Below are 16,310 nucleotides of genomic sequence, written 5' to 3'. Positions count from 1 at the left end.
CAGTTTAACAACTATCAACTAGTAACTAACAACTTCACTATGATTTGGATTGAATTTGCAATAATGCTGGCGGCTATCCTTGTTGGCTCACAAATGAAAGGCATTGGCCTCGGTGTAATGGGCACCGTCGCATTGCTGATATTTATTCTTGTTTTTAAAATGAGACCGACAGAGCCGCCGCTGGATGTAATGCTGATCATTCTGTCGATCGTTACCACAGCCGCCACGTTACAGGCCGCGGGTGGATTGGATTATCTTGTAGGCGTTGCAGAAAAGATCATCAGAAGTAAGCCGTCGCAAATTGTATTCATCGGACCATTCACCGTTTTCTTTTTGTGCTTGTTCGCCGGAACCTCACATATAGTTTACTCCTTACTACCCATCATATCAGAAGTTTCCGCAAAAAAAAGAATTCGTCCGGAAAGACCACTAAGCATGGCGGTTATAGCATCGCACCTGGCTTTAACCAGCAGCCCAATGTCGGCTGCAACCGCAGCAATGACAGCCATTCTCGCATATCCCGGGGCGCAAAAAAACATTCTCATGGTTTGTATTCCGGCTTCATTGATTGGCGTGTTTGTTGGCTGTTTATCTGTTTTAAAAATGGGTAAGGATCTGGATAAAGATCCTGAGTTTCTGAAAAAAATGCAGGATCCGGTATTTGCTGCTGATATCGATAAAGATTCCGGAAGCGTGAAAAGAACATATAAACCGGGGGCCAAAACTTCGGTAACAATTTTCGGTATAGCGATTTTGCTCATCATTATTGCAGGAGCCTTTCCACAATTGATTCCCAGCTATGGCCCGGGCGAATCCAATTTTAGCATTACTGAAAATGGTACGCTAAGGATGGGAACTATTATTGAAATTGTAACGCTAAGCGCCGCAGCGGCGATGATGTTGATTACAAAAACTTCTGCTGTTGATGTTACAAAAGCTAGTCTGTTTACCTCTATGGCATCTGCTGTGGTGTCTGTGTTTGGTGTGGTTTGGATGGCTTCAACATTTATGCATCACAATGAAGCAATTATTAAACATGCTCTGGGAGATATTACCACTCAGCATCCGTGGACATTTGCCATTGCTGTGTTCGTAATGGGTATGTTGACTTTTAGCCAGGCCGCTACCACCAAAACAATGATGCCCCTGGGCGTTGTGTTAGGCATTCCGGCTCCGCAACTTATTGCGATGTTTCCGGCAGTAAACAGCGATTTCGTTTTACCCGGTTATCCTACTTTATTGGCCGCAATAAATTTTGACAAAACGGGCTCTACCCATATCGGAAAATTTGTGGTGAATCACAGTTTCATGCGGGGAGGTTTAATTACCATCGCAGTTTCTATTGCGCTGGGATTTCTATTTGCGAGCTTGTTGTTGTAGGCGCTCAGTAACTTTTACTAGCCTTTTGCTGATCCTGTAGTTTATCAGAAGTTTCCGCCGGAAGATTCTCATTTGCCGAAGGCTTTTCTTGTTTACCAAAAAGGAAGAACAGTGAAATGCCAATCCAGCCGATCCAGAACAGGTAGCCGCCAAGATGGAATTTTTCTTTCAGCCAGCGGTGCATGTAATAATATTGAAAGTCGCGATAAGTAAAATACATGCCAACTGCTGCCGCGGTTAATGCCAACAAATGATACGAGTTGGCCCGCTTTTTCACCAATTTCCGGTCAATAGCATCCTGCAACAACATCAGCAGAAATAACACCATGAAAATAACCAGTGTTCCTTTCCACCATGTCTTCATAAATGTGTATTCCTTATAAAAAAGAGAGATTCCAATACGGCCAACAAATGACATTCTCGAAAGCAGAAAACCTGCCATCAACGACAATGCGGCCAGGAAAACAGATAAGGGGAGTAGGCGTTTCATGGCATAAATATAGTTGTTAGTTATTAGTTGTGGGGTAATGTTGATGGTTGCCAGTAGCCGGTACCGGCCGCTTCTTCAACAACCAAATTGTTTTATCTTGCTGTAAATTATTCCTATGGATAGCAAGCGCTATTTGCAATACTTTGGGTTGGATCTTTTTCAACGTGCGCCTTCCCGCACGAAGGAGATTTTTAATGTAAATCCCACCATCATTCCAGTCCGCGAGGAAGCTGAAAAAGTTAGGATTTTTGCCTACGATTATTCATCGGACTCCTGCTCCAGCAAGGAGCTTTCAGATATTGAGGAAGCCTACGCTTACAAAGAAAATGGACATGTTACCTGGCTAAATATTGATGGCATTCGCAAAAGTGATATAGATGCGATTGGTGAAGTGTACGGGATTCACCCTTTGTTAAGGGAAGATATTTTGAGTGTGGGCCAGCGGCCAAAAGTCGACGATGTGGAAGGTGTGATTTTCTGCCTGCTTAATATGCTTTACTACAATGAAAATACTTTCAATGTTGAGTCCGAGCAGATAAGTATTGTACTGGGAAAGGATTTTGTAATATCCTTTCAGGAAGATGCTTCGCGGGATGTTTTTAATCCCATCCGCGAAAAACTAAAATATCACCAGAGTAAAGTAAGAATGCGCGGCGCAGATTACCTGTGTTACACCATGCTCGATCTTATTGTAGATAACTATTTTGTAGTGATGGAAAGACTGGGCGACAGGATAGAGTTGCTGGAAGAAGAAGTTATCAGAAGTACGAGTAGAAGAACGCTGGCAAAAATCCTTGTGCTAAAAAAAGAATTACTGGCATTGAAAAAAAATATTGCGCCTGTACGTGAATTAATCAGCGGATTGCTCAAAAGCGAAAGCGATTTACTGGATGACAACACCACAAAATATTTTAAAGACGTTTACGATCACATCATCCAGGCATATGAGCTCACCGAAAACTATCGTGATATGATGATGAGTATGCAGGACCTGTATATCAATAACATCAACTTAAGAATGAATGAAGTGATGAAAGTGATGGCGGTAGTTACGTGTTTGATGGCGCCAGCCACGGTAATCGGCGGTATTTTCGGAATGAACTTCGACCACATTCCAGAGCTCCATAATAAGTATGGATTCTATGTCGCAGTCGGTTTAATGGTTGTGATACCAATCTGGATGTTGGGAATATTTAAGAAAAGGGGATGGTTCAAAATTTAGAGTCTTAGCGATGAATTGTTTATAAACTCTCACCAATGTAAACGAGCAAAATTTACCACTAAGACACTAAGGGCACTAAGCCTCACTAAGGATTGTTTTAATTTTAGACCTCTCTTAGTGAAACTTAGTGCCCTTAGTGTCTTAGTGGGTAAGAACTCTCACAAATCAAAGTGATAGAAAAAACTACTCGACTTCTGCCAGCCGTTTCCTTCATACACGGATTGTGCAGTAAAATTATCTTCAGACGTTTCGAGGATGAGCCATTTGGCGTTTGTTTCCGCACCAAAATCTTTTGCCGCATTTAATAACTTATTTCCCACGCCGGTTTTTCTTGCAGAAGGTTTTACAAACAAATCATTTAACAACCATGCACGACGCATAGATACCGAGGAAAAAATAGGGTATAGCTGTGTAAATCCAACGGCTTCATCATTTACAAATGCAATAATTATTGCAGATTCATTTTTCTCAATTCTTTCCTTCAAGAATTCTTTTGCTTTTGTAACATCGGAAGTCTGTTTATAAAATATCCTGTATTGATCAAATAGATCAGCGACAACTTCAAGGTCGTTAATTGTGGCCGGGCGAATAGTTACCATGGTGTGTTTGAAAAATTGTTGTTGAATAAAAGCATGTGAGCAACTCTATGTTTTGGCTTTTTTATACACAGGCACCGTGCTGCATGGTTCGCCATACATAATGGTCTTTGCAACCGGCCTCAACAACTTTGTTATTTCCAAATATGCAAAATCTCCGATCGGTAAGTCGCCGCATCCTTTAACTACAATACGTTTATCGGCAAACCCGTTGATATCTATTCCCTCGATATTTTTCAGGAACACCGTTTTATGTGCGCTTTCTTCAGAGCCAATAAAAAAATCTTTAGCTACCGGTTGCAGATTAGAAGCTATCAACATATACGCCCACATTGGAATGATCGCATCTGCAGAACATGTTACTGCAACATATTTATCCTGGTAAACACTCCAGTCGAGATTCTTTAGAGCTTCGCGAAAATCTTTTTCTTTTAAGATCAATCCCATGAACAAATAATCCTTTAGGTCGAAAACTATAATCTGTTCCTTGGGATAGTATTTTTCAAGATCAATTTCAACAATTCCGCTTTCGGCCACTTTATTTACAATTACCTCACTCATGGTTTGTATTGTTTATAATAAAAAATCTGTTCTATCTCAAAGTTAAAATAAAAAATGCCGTTGGATGAACGGCACTTTTTCATAATTGGGTCATATCTTTTAAATAGTTCTTTCAGCTACCTCAAAACTGATCGCGGTTGTCTTGTGACTTCTCAAATTTCCTGTTTGATCAACAACAACTGCCTGCGGAACTTCTGTTTTCAGCATTGATAACACATCGTTGGATTGCGGCAAACTATTGTAGCGTTCACTGCTTGCCAGTCTTTGACCATTTATAGACTTAATGATAAAGTAAACGGTATTGTCTTTTTCTTCCACCCACTGATATCTTCCTATACCCTGGACAGCATTTTTAAGTGCGACGATACCTTTTTTACAGGCCGTTTTAGAGGTATAAAACTCGCTTGTTAATAAAGTTGTGAGTTCCTGTGATTCTACTGTAAAATAGAATTTTTTGTGCCTTGTGCGGGAAATAATAAATCTGACCATTGCAATTAATATTAATTGTAGCTGGTCATGGTTTACTGGTAATAAAGTTATTGGTTTAATGTTATAAAAATAAAAACCCCCGAAAATTTCGGGGGTTTTATATAATCAGGTTCTTTCTGTTTTAGAAGAATTTAGCGCGGTTGTCTTTAATTGTTGCCGCTTTTCTCAATACCTGGATAGATCTGTAAGCAGATTCGCTTTTCGCTCTTTGCATTAAAGCTTGTCTTTGTTGATCAATGTTAATACCAGTTGATTCAGCGCTTACGTTGTTTACTTTTATTACAAACACTCCACCGTTTCCTGCAATTGGCTCAGATACTTTTCCTTTCAAACTTTGGTTGAAAGAAGCACCGATTACTTTTTGCTCTTGTCCTACGTTTGGAATAAACGGAGAAGCAAATTTAATGCTGTCTGCATTATACACTTGCTGTCCAACTGCTGCGGCAGCAGTTTCAAGAGAAGAAGTTTTGCCTGCAAACTTAGCTTTAATTTGCTCAGCTTTCTTTTGATTGCGAACGATAAATTCTACCTGCGGTCTTGCTTTCGCAGCAGACATTGTACCTTCCGCGTTTTCTTCAGTAACCATCGCAACAACCCATTTATCATCTATGTCAAATGCTTCAGATACATCACCAACTTTTGCTTCGTTTATCCATTGAACCATTTTACGGTTGCTTCCCAAACCTTGGATAGCTCCGTCGTTAGGTTTAATGTCTGTAGCATTAAATTTATTGTAGTTTCTTTTTGTTGCGTTTGCTTCAAATGATTTTGCATTGTTGCTTTCGCCGGCAAATTGGTTAGCCAGGCCAGATGCAGCATTTTCAGTTTCCTGGCTAGCTGAAATTGGTTTGCTCAGGTAAGCCACTCTGTATGCAGTTTCGAAATCTTTTTGGTTCAATACTTCTATATAGTGGTAACCTAAAGAAGTCTTTACAATTTTTTTGTCGCCGGTATTTCCGTAGAAAATTGTTTCAGCAAATTCTTTTGCAAGTTCACTGAATCTGATAGAAGAGAAGGTATATTCACCGCCTTTATCTTTACTTCCACCGTCATCGCTGTATTTAGCGCAAACATCTGCAAAGTTTGCTCCGCCTTTAATTTGTGCAACTGCGCTGTCGATGCGTGCTTTTGCAACACTGTCCGGAAGTATTTGATTTCCCTGTCTGTCGTGAGTAGCAATCAAAATGTGACGGCATTTCACGCTATCAGGTAAATTTCTTTTAGAGATCATTTTTGCAAGTGCATAACTGCCACCGTCAAGGTAAGGTCCAAATACTGAACCATCTGCTAAAGAACGGATCGTATCTGCGTTTGGCATTTGCATTTTTGATTTCACTACATACATATCGCTATAGTTAGTTGCAGAACCATTGCGCATTAAAAATCCGCTTACATCATTTGTAGATGCAAATTCATTTTTCAAAGATGCTACCTGGTTTAACTGTGAAGAACTGTCGCCACTTGTAGGAGCAGCACTAAAAGTTACGTACGCAATACTTTTGCTTGCTTCCTGCTTGAATTCCTCGCTATGTTTACCAACATAAGATTTAATATCATCATCGCTTACTTTCACAGCACTGTCGCTGATAGAAGAATAAGGACTAGCAACGTAACTAATAGATGCCAACTGACTGTTATCAGTATTCGTTTTTTCCAGCAACCATTTTGGATAATAAGTGCTGTTGCCAATTAATGAAGCATATTTTTCACGAACTCTGTTTTGAAGTAATGCAGGTAAATACTCTTCTTCAAAACTTTGAGCTCTCGGATCGTTTTTACGTTTGCGTAAATCAGCAATCGCTTGTTTTGCGGCGTTCACATCGAATTCACCTTTTTCGTTCGTAAAGTTTCTTGCGAAATCCTGCGGCGGATTTGCACCGAACAAAATATCATCAAGCTCTTTCGGAGTAACTGTTACACCGGCTTTTTCGATTTCATCATCAAGCAGGGTTTCATCGATAGACTGGCTCCAAACTTGTTCCTGAATGTTTTGACGCATTTGCTCGTTCATAGGGTAACCCTGCGCCTGGTACTGATCTTCCATTGCTTTTACTTTCTTCTGGAAGTCCACATACTCAACATCGTTTCCATTAATAGAACCAATCGTTGTTTTATTACCGCTAAACATTCCGCGACCACCTCTACCTACGAAGGCGTCCATTAATAAAAATCCCAACAAGCTCAGGGCAATAACACCAAATACCAGCCATGCTGCTTTATCCCTGATTGACTGAATGATTGACATACTTTAAGTTATTATGTACGGTTTTAGAAAATTAGTTGGCAAAAATAGGGGAATTTAACTTATGAACAAATTGTGGAAAAAATGCCGAAAGTCGCTGTAAATCTGCTTCTTAGCGTTAAAACAATTTGTCATACGAATTTTGAAAGTGATATTTTTTTAGGGAGAACGCAGATTATCATGATTGTGATGATTTCATACGATTATTACCGCAGTAAATATGGCGTATTTGAAAATAGTCATCGCGAAGCAATCCGTTTCTTTTTCACTTTGGCTAATATCGTAAATAATCGAAAACGTCGGAATTTTTTTTCATGGTCATTTCAATCTTATCACGCAATTCCTTTTTATCAATCTTAAAAAATCATGACAATCTGCATTCCTTCTCTTATGTCACACACATATATGATATTCTGTATAAAACAGCATTCATCAATATTTCATGAAATATTAACATTGTACAACAGCATTGTGGAACGCTGATTAACACGGGTTGTTAATATTGGCTTAACATAGTGGATAAACCATGTTTTTAGAATTTTTTTTTTGGGGATAGTATGCCAACAAGTTCTACAAAATCAAATTTCGGATCAGGGGCTTGGGAAAAGTCACTAGTTATTCGACCTTCATTCACATTAGTGTGATATAAAATCTTTTAAACCGGTTTTTGATATCCACCAAAGTGGATAAGCGAGTAAAAATAGCGACTGTACTTTGTTTTTTATTGTTAGATATTTGTGGAAATATGTGGATAAACCCATGGAAATGATTTTTCAAATAGTTTTTAAAATCAGTTTTCCACGAATTCACATCCCTAATAGTAGTAGCTTTTTTTTATAAATAATTAATATATAGTTATTATGTCAGTTATAAACATTGATTCAGCAAAACAAAATGTCGAAAAAATTGGATTTCTGGATGTTGAAGTTGATGCAACGCTGGATCTGTTTCATGAGATCGAAAGATTGAAAAAAGAAAAAAATGCAATTATCCTGGCGCACTATTACCAGGAGCCGGATATACAGGATGTGGCAGATTATATAGGCGACAGTTTAGGACTTGCGCAGGCAGCTGAAAAAACAGACGCTGATATTATTGTTTTTGCAGGCGTTCACTTTATGGCGGAGACCGCGAAAATCTTGAATCCTAAAAAGAAAGTTTTATTGCCGGATTTGAAGGCTGGTTGTTCACTCGCTGACAGTGCACCTGCAGACGCATTCAGAGAATTTAGAAATCAACACCCGGATCATGTGGTGATTAGTTATATAAATTGTACAGCAGAAATAAAAGCACAGAGCGATATTATTGTTACCAGCAGTAATGCTGCGTTGGTTGTGAATAGCGTACCAAAGGATCAGCCGATCATTTTTGCACCAGATAAGAATCTTGGCGCATACCTGATTAAGAAAACAGGACGCGATATGTTGCTTTGGAACGGTGCATGTATGGTGCATGAAATATTTAGCCTTGAAAAGATCACAAAACTCAAAATAAGACATCCTAAGGCGAAGATCCTGGCACACCCTGAGTGTGAGGAACCTATATTGCACATAGCGGACTATATAGGCTCCACTACGGGCATTTTGAAGTACAGCCGGGAAGATAGTGCCACCGAGTACATAGTGGCCACAGAAACGGGTATTTTGCACCAAATGCAAAAGGATAGTCCGCACAAAACTTTTATTCCGGCTCCGCCAACGAATAATTGCGCCTGTAATGATTGTCCACACATGAAATTGAATACGCTGGAAAAATTGTATTTGTGTATGGAGTACGAAACGCCAGAGATTTTGATGGAGGAAGAATTAAGAAAGGCAGCGAAGAAACCGATTGACAGAATGCTGGAGATTAGTAGAGCGGGAGGACTCTAGTTAAAAAAAATATTTATTTTAGATATTCATTAGTTAACCTAACCAAATTTTAATGTTATGAATCCGGAAAAATTAAAATTTGAAAATATGGGTTTAGTTTATGCGGATGTTCAGTTGATAAATGCTGAAGATCTTGGTTTAGTTAGGAGAGGATTTATGGATAAAGATGAAGTAAGAAGTATGCATGTGAATATGCTTGTTGATACTGGTTCTTATATGCTCTGTATTAACGAGAATATTCAAGAGTTGCTACAATTTCCTGTGATCGAGCGGAGAACCGCTCAGACGGCGGATGGAAGAGTTGTCGAGTGCGATGTTGTTGCGCAAGTTGAATTGAGGTTTCATAACCGAAGGACATTTTGCAATGCGATGATTTTGCCTGGTGATGCAGAACCGTTACTTGGGGCAATTCCGTTAGAGGACATGGATGTTTTAATTCATCCATTAAGACAAGAGTTGATAGTGAATCCCGAACATCCACACATGGCACAAATGAAAATGAAGTAATATAATACGAATTAATTCGTAGTTTATATCGTATATTTTTTCGAAACGTGTTGAACCCAATGTGGTTTAACACGTTTTTATTTTTACATAAAGGAGTTATTATGAAGAAGAATATTTTGATTGGATGTTGCTTTTTGCTGAGCTGTTTTATTTCGTTTGGCCAACACAGTTTGAAGGCCGGATTTGACGGAAAAGAGTACAGAGATATTTTGCGAATTGCATTTGGTATTACTGATACTTCTGCAGAAAAAATGAAGATAGAAAACCAGCGAACCTATAAAATGGTTTACAGAAGTAATGTTGGAGCACTTGATAATCGTTGGGATCTGTGGACAGATGAAAATAGAAAGGTTGCAGTGATAAATATTCGTGGAACAATTAACACGAAGGATAGTTGGCTCGCCAATTTTTATGCAGCAATGGTTCCTGCAACGGGATCCATCCAGGTAAATGATAGCACAACTTTTAATTACAAAATGGCAAGGGATTCTAATGCGGCTGTGCATGTGGGTTGGATGATCGGCGTATCTTATTTGGGGCCGGATATTATTGCGCACACCAAAGAGTATTATGCAAAAGGGTTCAAAGATTTTATCATTTGTGGCCACAGCCAGGGCGGTGTACTTGCATTGCTGATGAGAAGCTATGTTGAGTATAATGGGGACTTACCAAAAGATATTCAATTTAAGACCTACGCCAGCGCCTCACCGAAACCAGGTAATTTGTATTACGCTTACGATCTGGAATATTTGAGCGGATTGGATTGGACATTTCGTGTGGTGAATATTTTGGATTGGGTTCCGGAGACACCGTTCTCTATTCAAACTTTAGATGACTTCAACCAACCAAATGGCTTAGCTGCTTTAAAGCCTGCGATAAAAAAACAGAAATTAGTTGCTCGTTGGTACTTGAATAGCGCCTATAAAAAGTTGGATAAGTCACCAAGAAAAGCAGTGAAGTATCAGCAGAAATATCTCGGTCACCGTTTGTATACAATAGTAAAAAAGACTTTGCCTCAACTTAAAGAACCGGCTTATACAAAGAGGAATAATTACATGGTAGCCGGTACACCAGTTATTTTAAGACCGGATGAAAAATACAAGGAGCTTTTCCCGTTCGATGGAAAGAACACTTTTATCAATCACATGATGAAACCGTATTTGTATTTGGCGCAACTGTGTTACCCTTAGTTAATTGAAAGTTGAAAATTTAAGGTGGGTGGATTAACTCCGGAGTCTGTAATTAAAAAAGGAAGTCGCATTCATTTAATGCGACTTCCTTTTTTATTGATAGTTTTAAAATATTTTCAATTATTTAGCGCCCCATGTATATCATCAATATCTGAACATCACTTGGATTTACACCGCTTATTCTGCTGGCTTGTCCCAGTGTTCTTGGTTTTATTTTCTTGAACTTTTGCAGCGCTTCGTTTGAAAGAGCAGCTACTTTATCGTAATCGAAAGTATCCGGAATAATAAGATTTTCAAGTTGACTCATTTTTTGAACCAGTTCTTTTTCTTTCTCTATGTACGTTTCGTACTTGATTTGAATTTCGGCTTGTTCCAATGTGTCCCTGTTAAAAGAAGATAATGCCGCACCTAACCGGGGAATGTATTTACACATTGCCACAAGATCAATGTTAGGGCGCAATAATACCTGGAGTGCTCTTTGTTTTTGTAAAAGCGGTGAAGAATTTTTGCTTTGCAAATAAGCTTCAGCTTCTGACGGCTCAACTGAAAACTCTTTAAGGATTGCAGTTATTTGCTCCACCCCCTCTTTCTTGTTTCTCACCTTTTCCATTCTTTCCTCAGAAGCTAATCCGATGTTATGGCTTAGTTCAGTTAGTCTAAGATCAGCGTTGTCTTGTCTTAGTAAGGTTCTGAATTCGGCACGGCTGGTAAACATTCTGTAAGGTTCTTCAGTTCCCTTACTGATTAAGTCATCTACCAATACGCCAATATATGCTTCACTTCTTTTCAAGATAAATGGATCAAGGTTCTTTGCTTTTTGGTGAGCATTGATACCAGCCATTATTCCCTGGCAAGCTGCTTCCTCATATCCGGTCGTTCCATTAATTTGTCCGGCAAAGAATAGATTACTGATCAATTTAGTTTCCAAAGCGTGCGTAAGCTGTGTAGGTGGAAAGTAGTCATACTCAATTGCGTAACCTGGTCTAAACATTCTTGCATTTTCAAAACCAGGTATTGAAGTCAAAGCTTTGTATTGTACATCATCAGGTAAAGACGTTGAAAAACCATTTACATAGATTTCAACTGTATTCCAACCTTCCGGTTCTACAAAGATCTGGTGCCTGTCTCTGTCAGCGAACCTGTTTATTTTATCTTCAATACTTGGGCAATAGCGAGGGCCTACTCCTTCTATCCTTCCCGCAAACATTGGGCTTCTGTCAAAACCTGTTTTCAAAAGCTCATGTGTTTCCGTTGAAGTGTAAGTGATCCAGCAGCTTATTTGATCCTGTGCTTTTGGTTTAGGAACATCAAGGTAAGAGAAACCGGTAATCTCTTCATCTCCTTTTTGTTCTTCCATTTTAGAATAATCCAGACTTCTTCCATCTATACGTGGAGGTGTTCCAGTTTTTAATCTATCTGCTTCAAAGCCTAATTCCACCAATTGCTCAGTAATACCGGTGGCACCTTTTTCCCCTATTCTACCGCCGCCGAAGTTCTTTTCTCCGATATGGATAATACCGTTCAGGAATGTTCCGCTTGTAACAATCACTGATTTTGAAGGGATATGGTGACCAAGTCCTGTTACTACACCACAGGCTTTATTGTCTTTTACGATGATGGAGCGAACCATATCCTGGTAAAAGTCAACATTAGGAGTCTGTTCCAGTTGTTCCCTCCACTTAGCAGCAAAGAGCATACGGTCGTTTTGTGTTCTTGGGCTCCACATTGCCGGACCTTTTGATCTGTTAAGCATACGGAACTGGATCATACTTTGGTCGGTCACAATTCCAGAATACCCCCCGAGTGCATCTATTTCTCTAACAATTTGTCCTTTAGCAATTCCTCCCATTGCTGGGTTACAGCTCATTTGTCCTATCGTTTGCATATTCATAGTAACAAGGAGAACCTTAGAGCCAAGATTTGCTGCAGCTGCAGCTGCCTCGCTACCTGCGTGTCCGGCCCCTACCACTATGACATCGTATTCTGGAAACATTTATCTTAAAAATTTAGAATGCAAAATTACAATTACCGTTGTAATTGAAGGAGTTTAATTATGTTCCACGTGGAACATTGGGTCAAGGGATTGTAAAATATGGCTGAAGTATTTAATTGAAAAATGCACATACTAATGTTCCACGTGGAACACTGCGCTTATTCGCAAAGCGAAGCGTTTGATTTATTGGATTACAATCTTTACTCCTGCACATGTTATTTCTGATGGTAGGCGTAATATATTCTCTTTATGTCAGGGCTAAGCTTATTGAAGATTTTTACCACCTCAGTAATAGGGAATTACTGAAAATGGATATTTAAGACAGACAACTCCTCTTGATTTTATTTGGGAGTATATAGTAGTTATAACTTTCTGTCAATGTTCCACGTGGAACATTAGTTAGTCTTATAAGATTGATTATTTGTTGGTTGAACTGGTGAGTTGTTCTTTGATGGGTTTGTGGTTCTTAGGGTTTTATTGTACCCGACAACTTATTGTACTTTTTATTACTGTAATCAGTACTAGTTGTAAGAATGTGATGATTGGATGTTTCACGCGGAATATTTATATGTTGAAGGTTAGTGATGAAAGAAAAAAAGGATGTTCCACGTGGAACATCCTTTTTGATGAATCCTATTTTAAGTAGAGCTTGAGATATTTATTTTCCATTTCTCTCATCTTCTCCTGCTCTTTTGACGTTTTATCCCTGTATCCACAGAGATGTAAAGCTCCATGAAAGATTACCCTATGTAATTCTCTTTTAAAAGATTGTTCCAGATTATCCGCATTATCCTTTACCCTGTCTATACTTATGTATATATCTCCCACTGTTTTATCTGTTGCGGATAACTCGAATGTTACTATGTCAGTGTAATAATTGTGTTGCAGGTAGTTGTTGTTTATTTCTAAAAGATAGTCATCTGAACAAAAGACATAATTCAGGCTCTCCAGAGGTTTTTTCTCTTTTTTAAACATTCCGACAATAAACTGCTTAAGCGCTGTTCTTTGCGTGAAAGTAAATTGAACTTCCAAAAAATGGAAACTAACTACGGGTGTTTGTTGTTTATTCATCAATTCCAAAATTCGTAAAACATTCTTATTTATAGAAGATAGTTTTGCATAACCTTAATGCGGATTGTATTAAATAAAAGATAGCTTTGCTAAAGGGTACGAATATGCGGATGATATGAGTATGGATGGATTTAGCAAGACAAAGGCGAGGTTGTCTCCATGTAAATTCCCTGCCCGACCAAGGTCAGTCAGGAGGGCATGGCTAAAATAAAATATAAAAGAATCAGATGAAAAGATTATCAGATATAAAGGTGGGTCAGCTTGTAGTAATCAAATCCTTTGAAAATAACGAGATATTTTTAAAGCTAATGGAAATGGGATGTGTTCCCGGAGAATATATACGAATTGAGCAGGTAGCTCCTCTTGGCGATCCCATCGCAATAACTGTTTCAGGATATAACCTCAGTCTCCGACTCGACGAGGCTCAAAATATTTTCGTAGAAGAAGCTTAATTAAATTTAAAATTCAAAAGTAAAAAGTAAAAAATGTACGCGTTTTTTACTTTTTACTTTTTACTTTTTAGTTATGAACATCGGTTTATACTTCGGTTCTTTTAACCCCATTCACATAGGCCATTGTATTATAGCTAATCATGTACTTAATAATACTTCGCTTGATAATGTATGGATGGTGGTTTCTCCTCAAAATCCATTTAAACCCTCCTCCTCCCTACTGAATGAATACCACCGGCTTCACCTGGTAAAACTTGCTGTGGAAGGCGAAGAAAAATTAAAGGCAAGCGATATTGAATTTCACCTGCCCAAACCTTCCTATACAGTGCACACACTTGCTTACCTTAAAGAGAAATACCCCCAGCACACTTTCTCTATTATCATGGGAAGCGACAGTTTTCAGAATATTCTGAACTGGAAGAATGGCGACGTTATTGTGAAAAATCATCACATCTATGTCTATACCCGCCCGGGTTATGAAGCGAGCAATAATATAGGAGCAAATCTTACGGTACTCAACGCTCCTCTTTTGGAAATATCCAGTACACAAATAAGAAAGGATATTAAGGAAGGGAAAAATGTTCGCTTTATTTTACCAGAAAATGTTCGCCAGGAAATACTTCATAACGGCTACTATAAATGAGTTCAAATTATTCCGCTAAGCCAAATAAAAATTAATAAAGAATAATTAATAAGGTTGCTTTGTTAAGAAATGCTCCTGCTGATCTTAAAGCAAATAGAGAAACTATCTTTTATCAGCTTGGTCCATCTTTTAATTATTCTTTATTAATTATTAATTCGCTCACACAAATAGTCATAGAAAAAGTTCTCATTATCTTTTAGATTTGCGCTACACGCTAATGATGGTTAATTGATTATGGGGCGATGCATTTGCGGCCATTGTTATCTGTGGAAATAGGGCATCCTATTTAAACAATTACCAGAGAATTCTATGTTTCGCCATATCCCATTTTTAAAAGCAGTTTTTCTTCATAGCATAACGGCCTTCGGCGGGCCGCAGGGACATTATGCAATGATGCTGAAAACTTTCGTAAACGGCAGAAGAGACGTCACGGAAGATGAACTGATGGACTACAACGCTTTCTGTCAACTTTTACCAGGGGCCTCTTCTACTCAAACGTTGACATTAATTGGATATAAACGCGGAGGCGTTCCGTTGGCAGTTCTCACATTGATTATTTGGATGTTACCGGCCTGTTGCCTGATGGGGGCATTTTCCTTTTTTCTACAGTATATAGATCAACGCGCAGTTAAAACAATTTTCAAATTTATTGCACCAATGTCCGTAGGCTTTCTCGCATTTGCAGCGATCAAGGCCTTCAAACATTCTGTGCATAATACAATTACCTGGGTAATTGCTATTTTCTCAACAGTTATTTTGCTATTACTTTTCACGAAACCATGGATTATTCCTGTGCTGATATTGGTTGGGGGATTTGTAACCAATCTTAGCGACAAGCGGATCCCTGAGAAAGATGTAGCAAGGCAAAAAATCAAATGGTGGAATATCTGGTTATTTGGTATAATTTTTATCCTGGCAGGTCTCCTTTCTGAAACGGCCAGAAAACATGATTGGCCAAATAGACGGCCAATCAACTTATTTGAAAATACTTACCGTTTTGGAAGCTTTGTATTTGGCGGAGGAAATGTTTTGATTCCAATGATGTATGAACAGTTTGTGATGCGACCTGAATCCAGGACAGTAGTGCAAAAAAATCCTAATGTAGTAAAAATTAATCGAGACGACTTTTATATGGGCGCTGGAATGATCCGGGCCATACCAGGGCCGGTATTCTCAGTTTCTTCTTTTATGGGTGGAACAGCAATGAAGGATGGAAATGCCTCCTGGCAAATACTTGGATGCGTAATCGGATCCATCGCTATTTTCCTTCCAAGCGCTTTACTTGTCCTATTCTTTTTTCCCATCTGGCACAACCTAAAACGATATGTTGTCGTCTATAGAGCCACCGAAGGAATTAATGCTGTAGTGGTTGGAATATTGCTGGCAGCTACGTTCTATATGATGAAAGATATCACGATCATTGGTCTAAAAATGGTGAGTTTCATGAACATTTCAGTCATTGTTGGAACAACGGTTTTACTGCTTTATTCAAAGCCTCCTTCTCCCATTATTGTTATGCTGTGTCTGTTACTTGGGTGGATAGTTTAACTAAAATGTTAAAATGACGTTATTCACAGGTAGTTCACAATTTATGTGTTTTTTT

Annotated in this window: 15 protein-coding genes; 8 read left to right on the top strand and 7 right to left on the bottom strand. The window is 38.7% G+C overall.

The annotated features are described in order from the left end of the window. Nucleotides 1-39 precede the first annotated feature (39 nt). Nucleotides 40-1,380 (top strand): anaerobic C4-dicarboxylate transporter family protein, encoded by a 1,341-nt coding sequence (locus QJ048_RS10175; protein WP_282334236.1) that lies wholly within the window; start codon nucleotides 40-42, stop codon nucleotides 1,378-1,380. 4 nt (nucleotides 1,381-1,384) lie between these two features. Here the strand turns inward: QJ048_RS10175 and QJ048_RS10170 are convergent, their stop codons facing one another. Then, nucleotides 1,385-1,870: a cytochrome d ubiquinol oxidase subunit II gene (locus tag QJ048_RS10170; protein WP_282334235.1), complete on the bottom strand. Its 486-nt coding sequence runs from the start codon at nucleotides 1,868-1,870 to the stop codon at nucleotides 1,385-1,387. 115 nt (nucleotides 1,871-1,985) lie between these two features. Here QJ048_RS10170 and corA point away from each other — a divergent pair, with 115 nt between their 5' ends. Then, on the top strand, nucleotides 1,986-3,092 hold the full coding sequence (gene corA, locus QJ048_RS10165; RefSeq protein WP_282334234.1) for a magnesium/cobalt transporter CorA: 1,107 nt from the start codon (nucleotides 1,986-1,988) through the stop codon (nucleotides 3,090-3,092). A gap of 158 nt (nucleotides 3,093-3,250) precedes the next feature. On the opposite strand, the gene QJ048_RS10160 is transcribed toward corA, so the two are convergent. The 4 genes from QJ048_RS10160 to QJ048_RS10145 all read right to left on the bottom strand — a co-directional run bounded on the left by QJ048_RS10160 (nucleotide 3,251) and on the right by QJ048_RS10145 (nucleotide 6,983). After that, entirely contained in the window at nucleotides 3,251-3,691 is a 441-nt protein-coding gene (locus tag QJ048_RS10160) for a GNAT family N-acetyltransferase (RefSeq protein WP_282334233.1), read from the bottom strand. A gap of 45 nt (nucleotides 3,692-3,736) precedes the next feature. Next, nucleotides 3,737-4,249 (bottom strand): DUF2480 family protein, encoded by a 513-nt coding sequence (locus QJ048_RS10155; RefSeq protein WP_282334232.1) that lies wholly within the window; start codon nucleotides 4,247-4,249, stop codon nucleotides 3,737-3,739. Between the two features lie 99 nt (nucleotides 4,250-4,348). Continuing rightward, on the bottom strand, nucleotides 4,349-4,738 hold the full coding sequence (locus QJ048_RS10150; protein ID WP_282334231.1) for a DUF1508 domain-containing protein: 390 nt from the start codon (nucleotides 4,736-4,738) through the stop codon (nucleotides 4,349-4,351). A 121-nt stretch (nucleotides 4,739-4,859) separates the two neighbouring features. Beyond that, on the bottom strand, nucleotides 4,860-6,983 hold the full coding sequence (locus tag QJ048_RS10145; RefSeq protein WP_282334230.1) for a peptidylprolyl isomerase: 2,124 nt from the start codon (nucleotides 6,981-6,983) through the stop codon (nucleotides 4,860-4,862). Nucleotides 6,984-7,840: 857 nt separating this feature from the next. Between QJ048_RS10145 and nadA the strand changes: the two genes are divergently transcribed. From nadA to QJ048_RS10130, 3 genes are all read left to right on the top strand, one after another. Beyond that, nucleotides 7,841-8,851, top strand: a complete 1,011-nt coding sequence (nadA, locus tag QJ048_RS10140; RefSeq protein WP_282334229.1) for a quinolinate synthase NadA — start codon at nucleotides 7,841-7,843, stop codon at nucleotides 8,849-8,851. A 57-nt stretch (nucleotides 8,852-8,908) separates the two neighbouring features. Continuing rightward, nucleotides 8,909-9,358, top strand: a complete 450-nt coding sequence (locus QJ048_RS10135; protein ID WP_282334228.1) for a clan AA aspartic protease — start codon at nucleotides 8,909-8,911, stop codon at nucleotides 9,356-9,358. Between the two features lie 101 nt (nucleotides 9,359-9,459). Continuing rightward, on the top strand, nucleotides 9,460-10,548 hold the full coding sequence (locus QJ048_RS10130) for a lipase family protein (protein WP_282334227.1): 1,089 nt from the start codon (nucleotides 9,460-9,462) through the stop codon (nucleotides 10,546-10,548). Nucleotides 10,549-10,672: 124 nt separating this feature from the next. On the opposite strand, the gene mnmG is transcribed toward QJ048_RS10130, so the two are convergent. Further along, nucleotides 10,673-12,541, bottom strand: coding sequence for a tRNA uridine-5-carboxymethylaminomethyl(34) synthesis enzyme MnmG (gene mnmG, locus QJ048_RS10125; RefSeq protein ID WP_282334226.1), 1,869 nt, complete (start codon nucleotides 12,539-12,541; stop codon nucleotides 10,673-10,675). 633 nt (nucleotides 12,542-13,174) lie between these two features. Continuing rightward, nucleotides 13,175-13,612, bottom strand: coding sequence for an rRNA maturation RNase YbeY (ybeY, locus tag QJ048_RS10120; RefSeq protein ID WP_282334225.1), 438 nt, complete (start codon nucleotides 13,610-13,612; stop codon nucleotides 13,175-13,177). Between the two features lie 227 nt (nucleotides 13,613-13,839). Here ybeY and QJ048_RS10115 point away from each other — a divergent pair, with 227 nt between their 5' ends. The 3 genes from QJ048_RS10115 (at nucleotide 13,840) to QJ048_RS10105 (ending at nucleotide 16,255) form a co-directional block, all read left to right on the top strand. Continuing rightward, nucleotides 13,840-14,064 (top strand): FeoA family protein, encoded by a 225-nt coding sequence (locus QJ048_RS10115; RefSeq protein ID WP_217790290.1) that lies wholly within the window; start codon nucleotides 13,840-13,842, stop codon nucleotides 14,062-14,064. Between the two features lie 73 nt (nucleotides 14,065-14,137). Continuing rightward, entirely contained in the window at nucleotides 14,138-14,707 is a 570-nt protein-coding gene (gene nadD, locus QJ048_RS10110) for a nicotinate (nicotinamide) nucleotide adenylyltransferase (protein WP_282334224.1), read from the top strand. Between the two features lie 309 nt (nucleotides 14,708-15,016). Beyond that, nucleotides 15,017-16,255, top strand: a complete 1,239-nt coding sequence (locus QJ048_RS10105) for a chromate transporter (RefSeq protein WP_282334223.1) — start codon at nucleotides 15,017-15,019, stop codon at nucleotides 16,253-16,255. Nucleotides 16,256-16,310: the final 55 nt, after the last annotated feature.

Source organism: Pinibacter soli (genome assembly GCF_029961145.1).
In the GTDB taxonomy this organism is placed as follows: Bacteria; Bacteroidota; Bacteroidia; order Chitinophagales; family Chitinophagaceae; genus Pinibacter; species Pinibacter soli.
Note: the sequence above shows the minus strand (reverse complement) of the source record. Positions and strands in the feature narration are given on the sequence as shown.

Coding starts and splice junctions, on each gene's coding strand:
- QJ048_RS10115 (WP_217790290.1), top strand. CDS start 13,840: ATGAAAAGATTATCAGATATAAAGGTGGGTCAGCTTGTAGTAATCAAA.
- QJ048_RS10135 (WP_282334228.1), top strand. CDS start 8,909: ATGAATCCGGAAAAATTAAAATTTGAAAATATGGGTTTAGTTTATGCG.
- corA (WP_282334234.1), top strand. CDS start 1,986: ATGGATAGCAAGCGCTATTTGCAATACTTTGGGTTGGATCTTTTTCAA.
- QJ048_RS10170 (WP_282334235.1), bottom strand. CDS start 1,870: ATGAAACGCCTACTCCCCTTATCTGTTTTCCTGGCCGCATTGTCGTTG.
- QJ048_RS10160 (WP_282334233.1), bottom strand. CDS start 3,691: ATGGTAACTATTCGCCCGGCCACAATTAACGACCTTGAAGTTGTCGCT.
- QJ048_RS10175 (WP_282334236.1), top strand. CDS start 40: ATGATTTGGATTGAATTTGCAATAATGCTGGCGGCTATCCTTGTTGGC.
- nadA (WP_282334229.1), top strand. CDS start 7,841: ATGTCAGTTATAAACATTGATTCAGCAAAACAAAATGTCGAAAAAATT.
- QJ048_RS10150 (WP_282334231.1), bottom strand. CDS start 4,738: ATGGTCAGATTTATTATTTCCCGCACAAGGCACAAAAAATTCTATTTT.
- QJ048_RS10145 (WP_282334230.1), bottom strand. CDS start 6,983: ATGTCAATCATTCAGTCAATCAGGGATAAAGCAGCATGGCTGGTATTT.
- QJ048_RS10155 (WP_282334232.1), bottom strand. CDS start 4,249: ATGAGTGAGGTAATTGTAAATAAAGTGGCCGAAAGCGGAATTGTTGAA.
- QJ048_RS10130 (WP_282334227.1), top strand. CDS start 9,460: ATGAAGAAGAATATTTTGATTGGATGTTGCTTTTTGCTGAGCTGTTTT.
- ybeY (WP_282334225.1), bottom strand. CDS start 13,612: ATGAATAAACAACAAACACCCGTAGTTAGTTTCCATTTTTTGGAAGTT.
- nadD (WP_282334224.1), top strand. CDS start 14,138: ATGAACATCGGTTTATACTTCGGTTCTTTTAACCCCATTCACATAGGC.
- QJ048_RS10105 (WP_282334223.1), top strand. CDS start 15,017: ATGTTTCGCCATATCCCATTTTTAAAAGCAGTTTTTCTTCATAGCATA.
- mnmG (WP_282334226.1), bottom strand. CDS start 12,541: ATGTTTCCAGAATACGATGTCATAGTGGTAGGGGCCGGACACGCAGGT.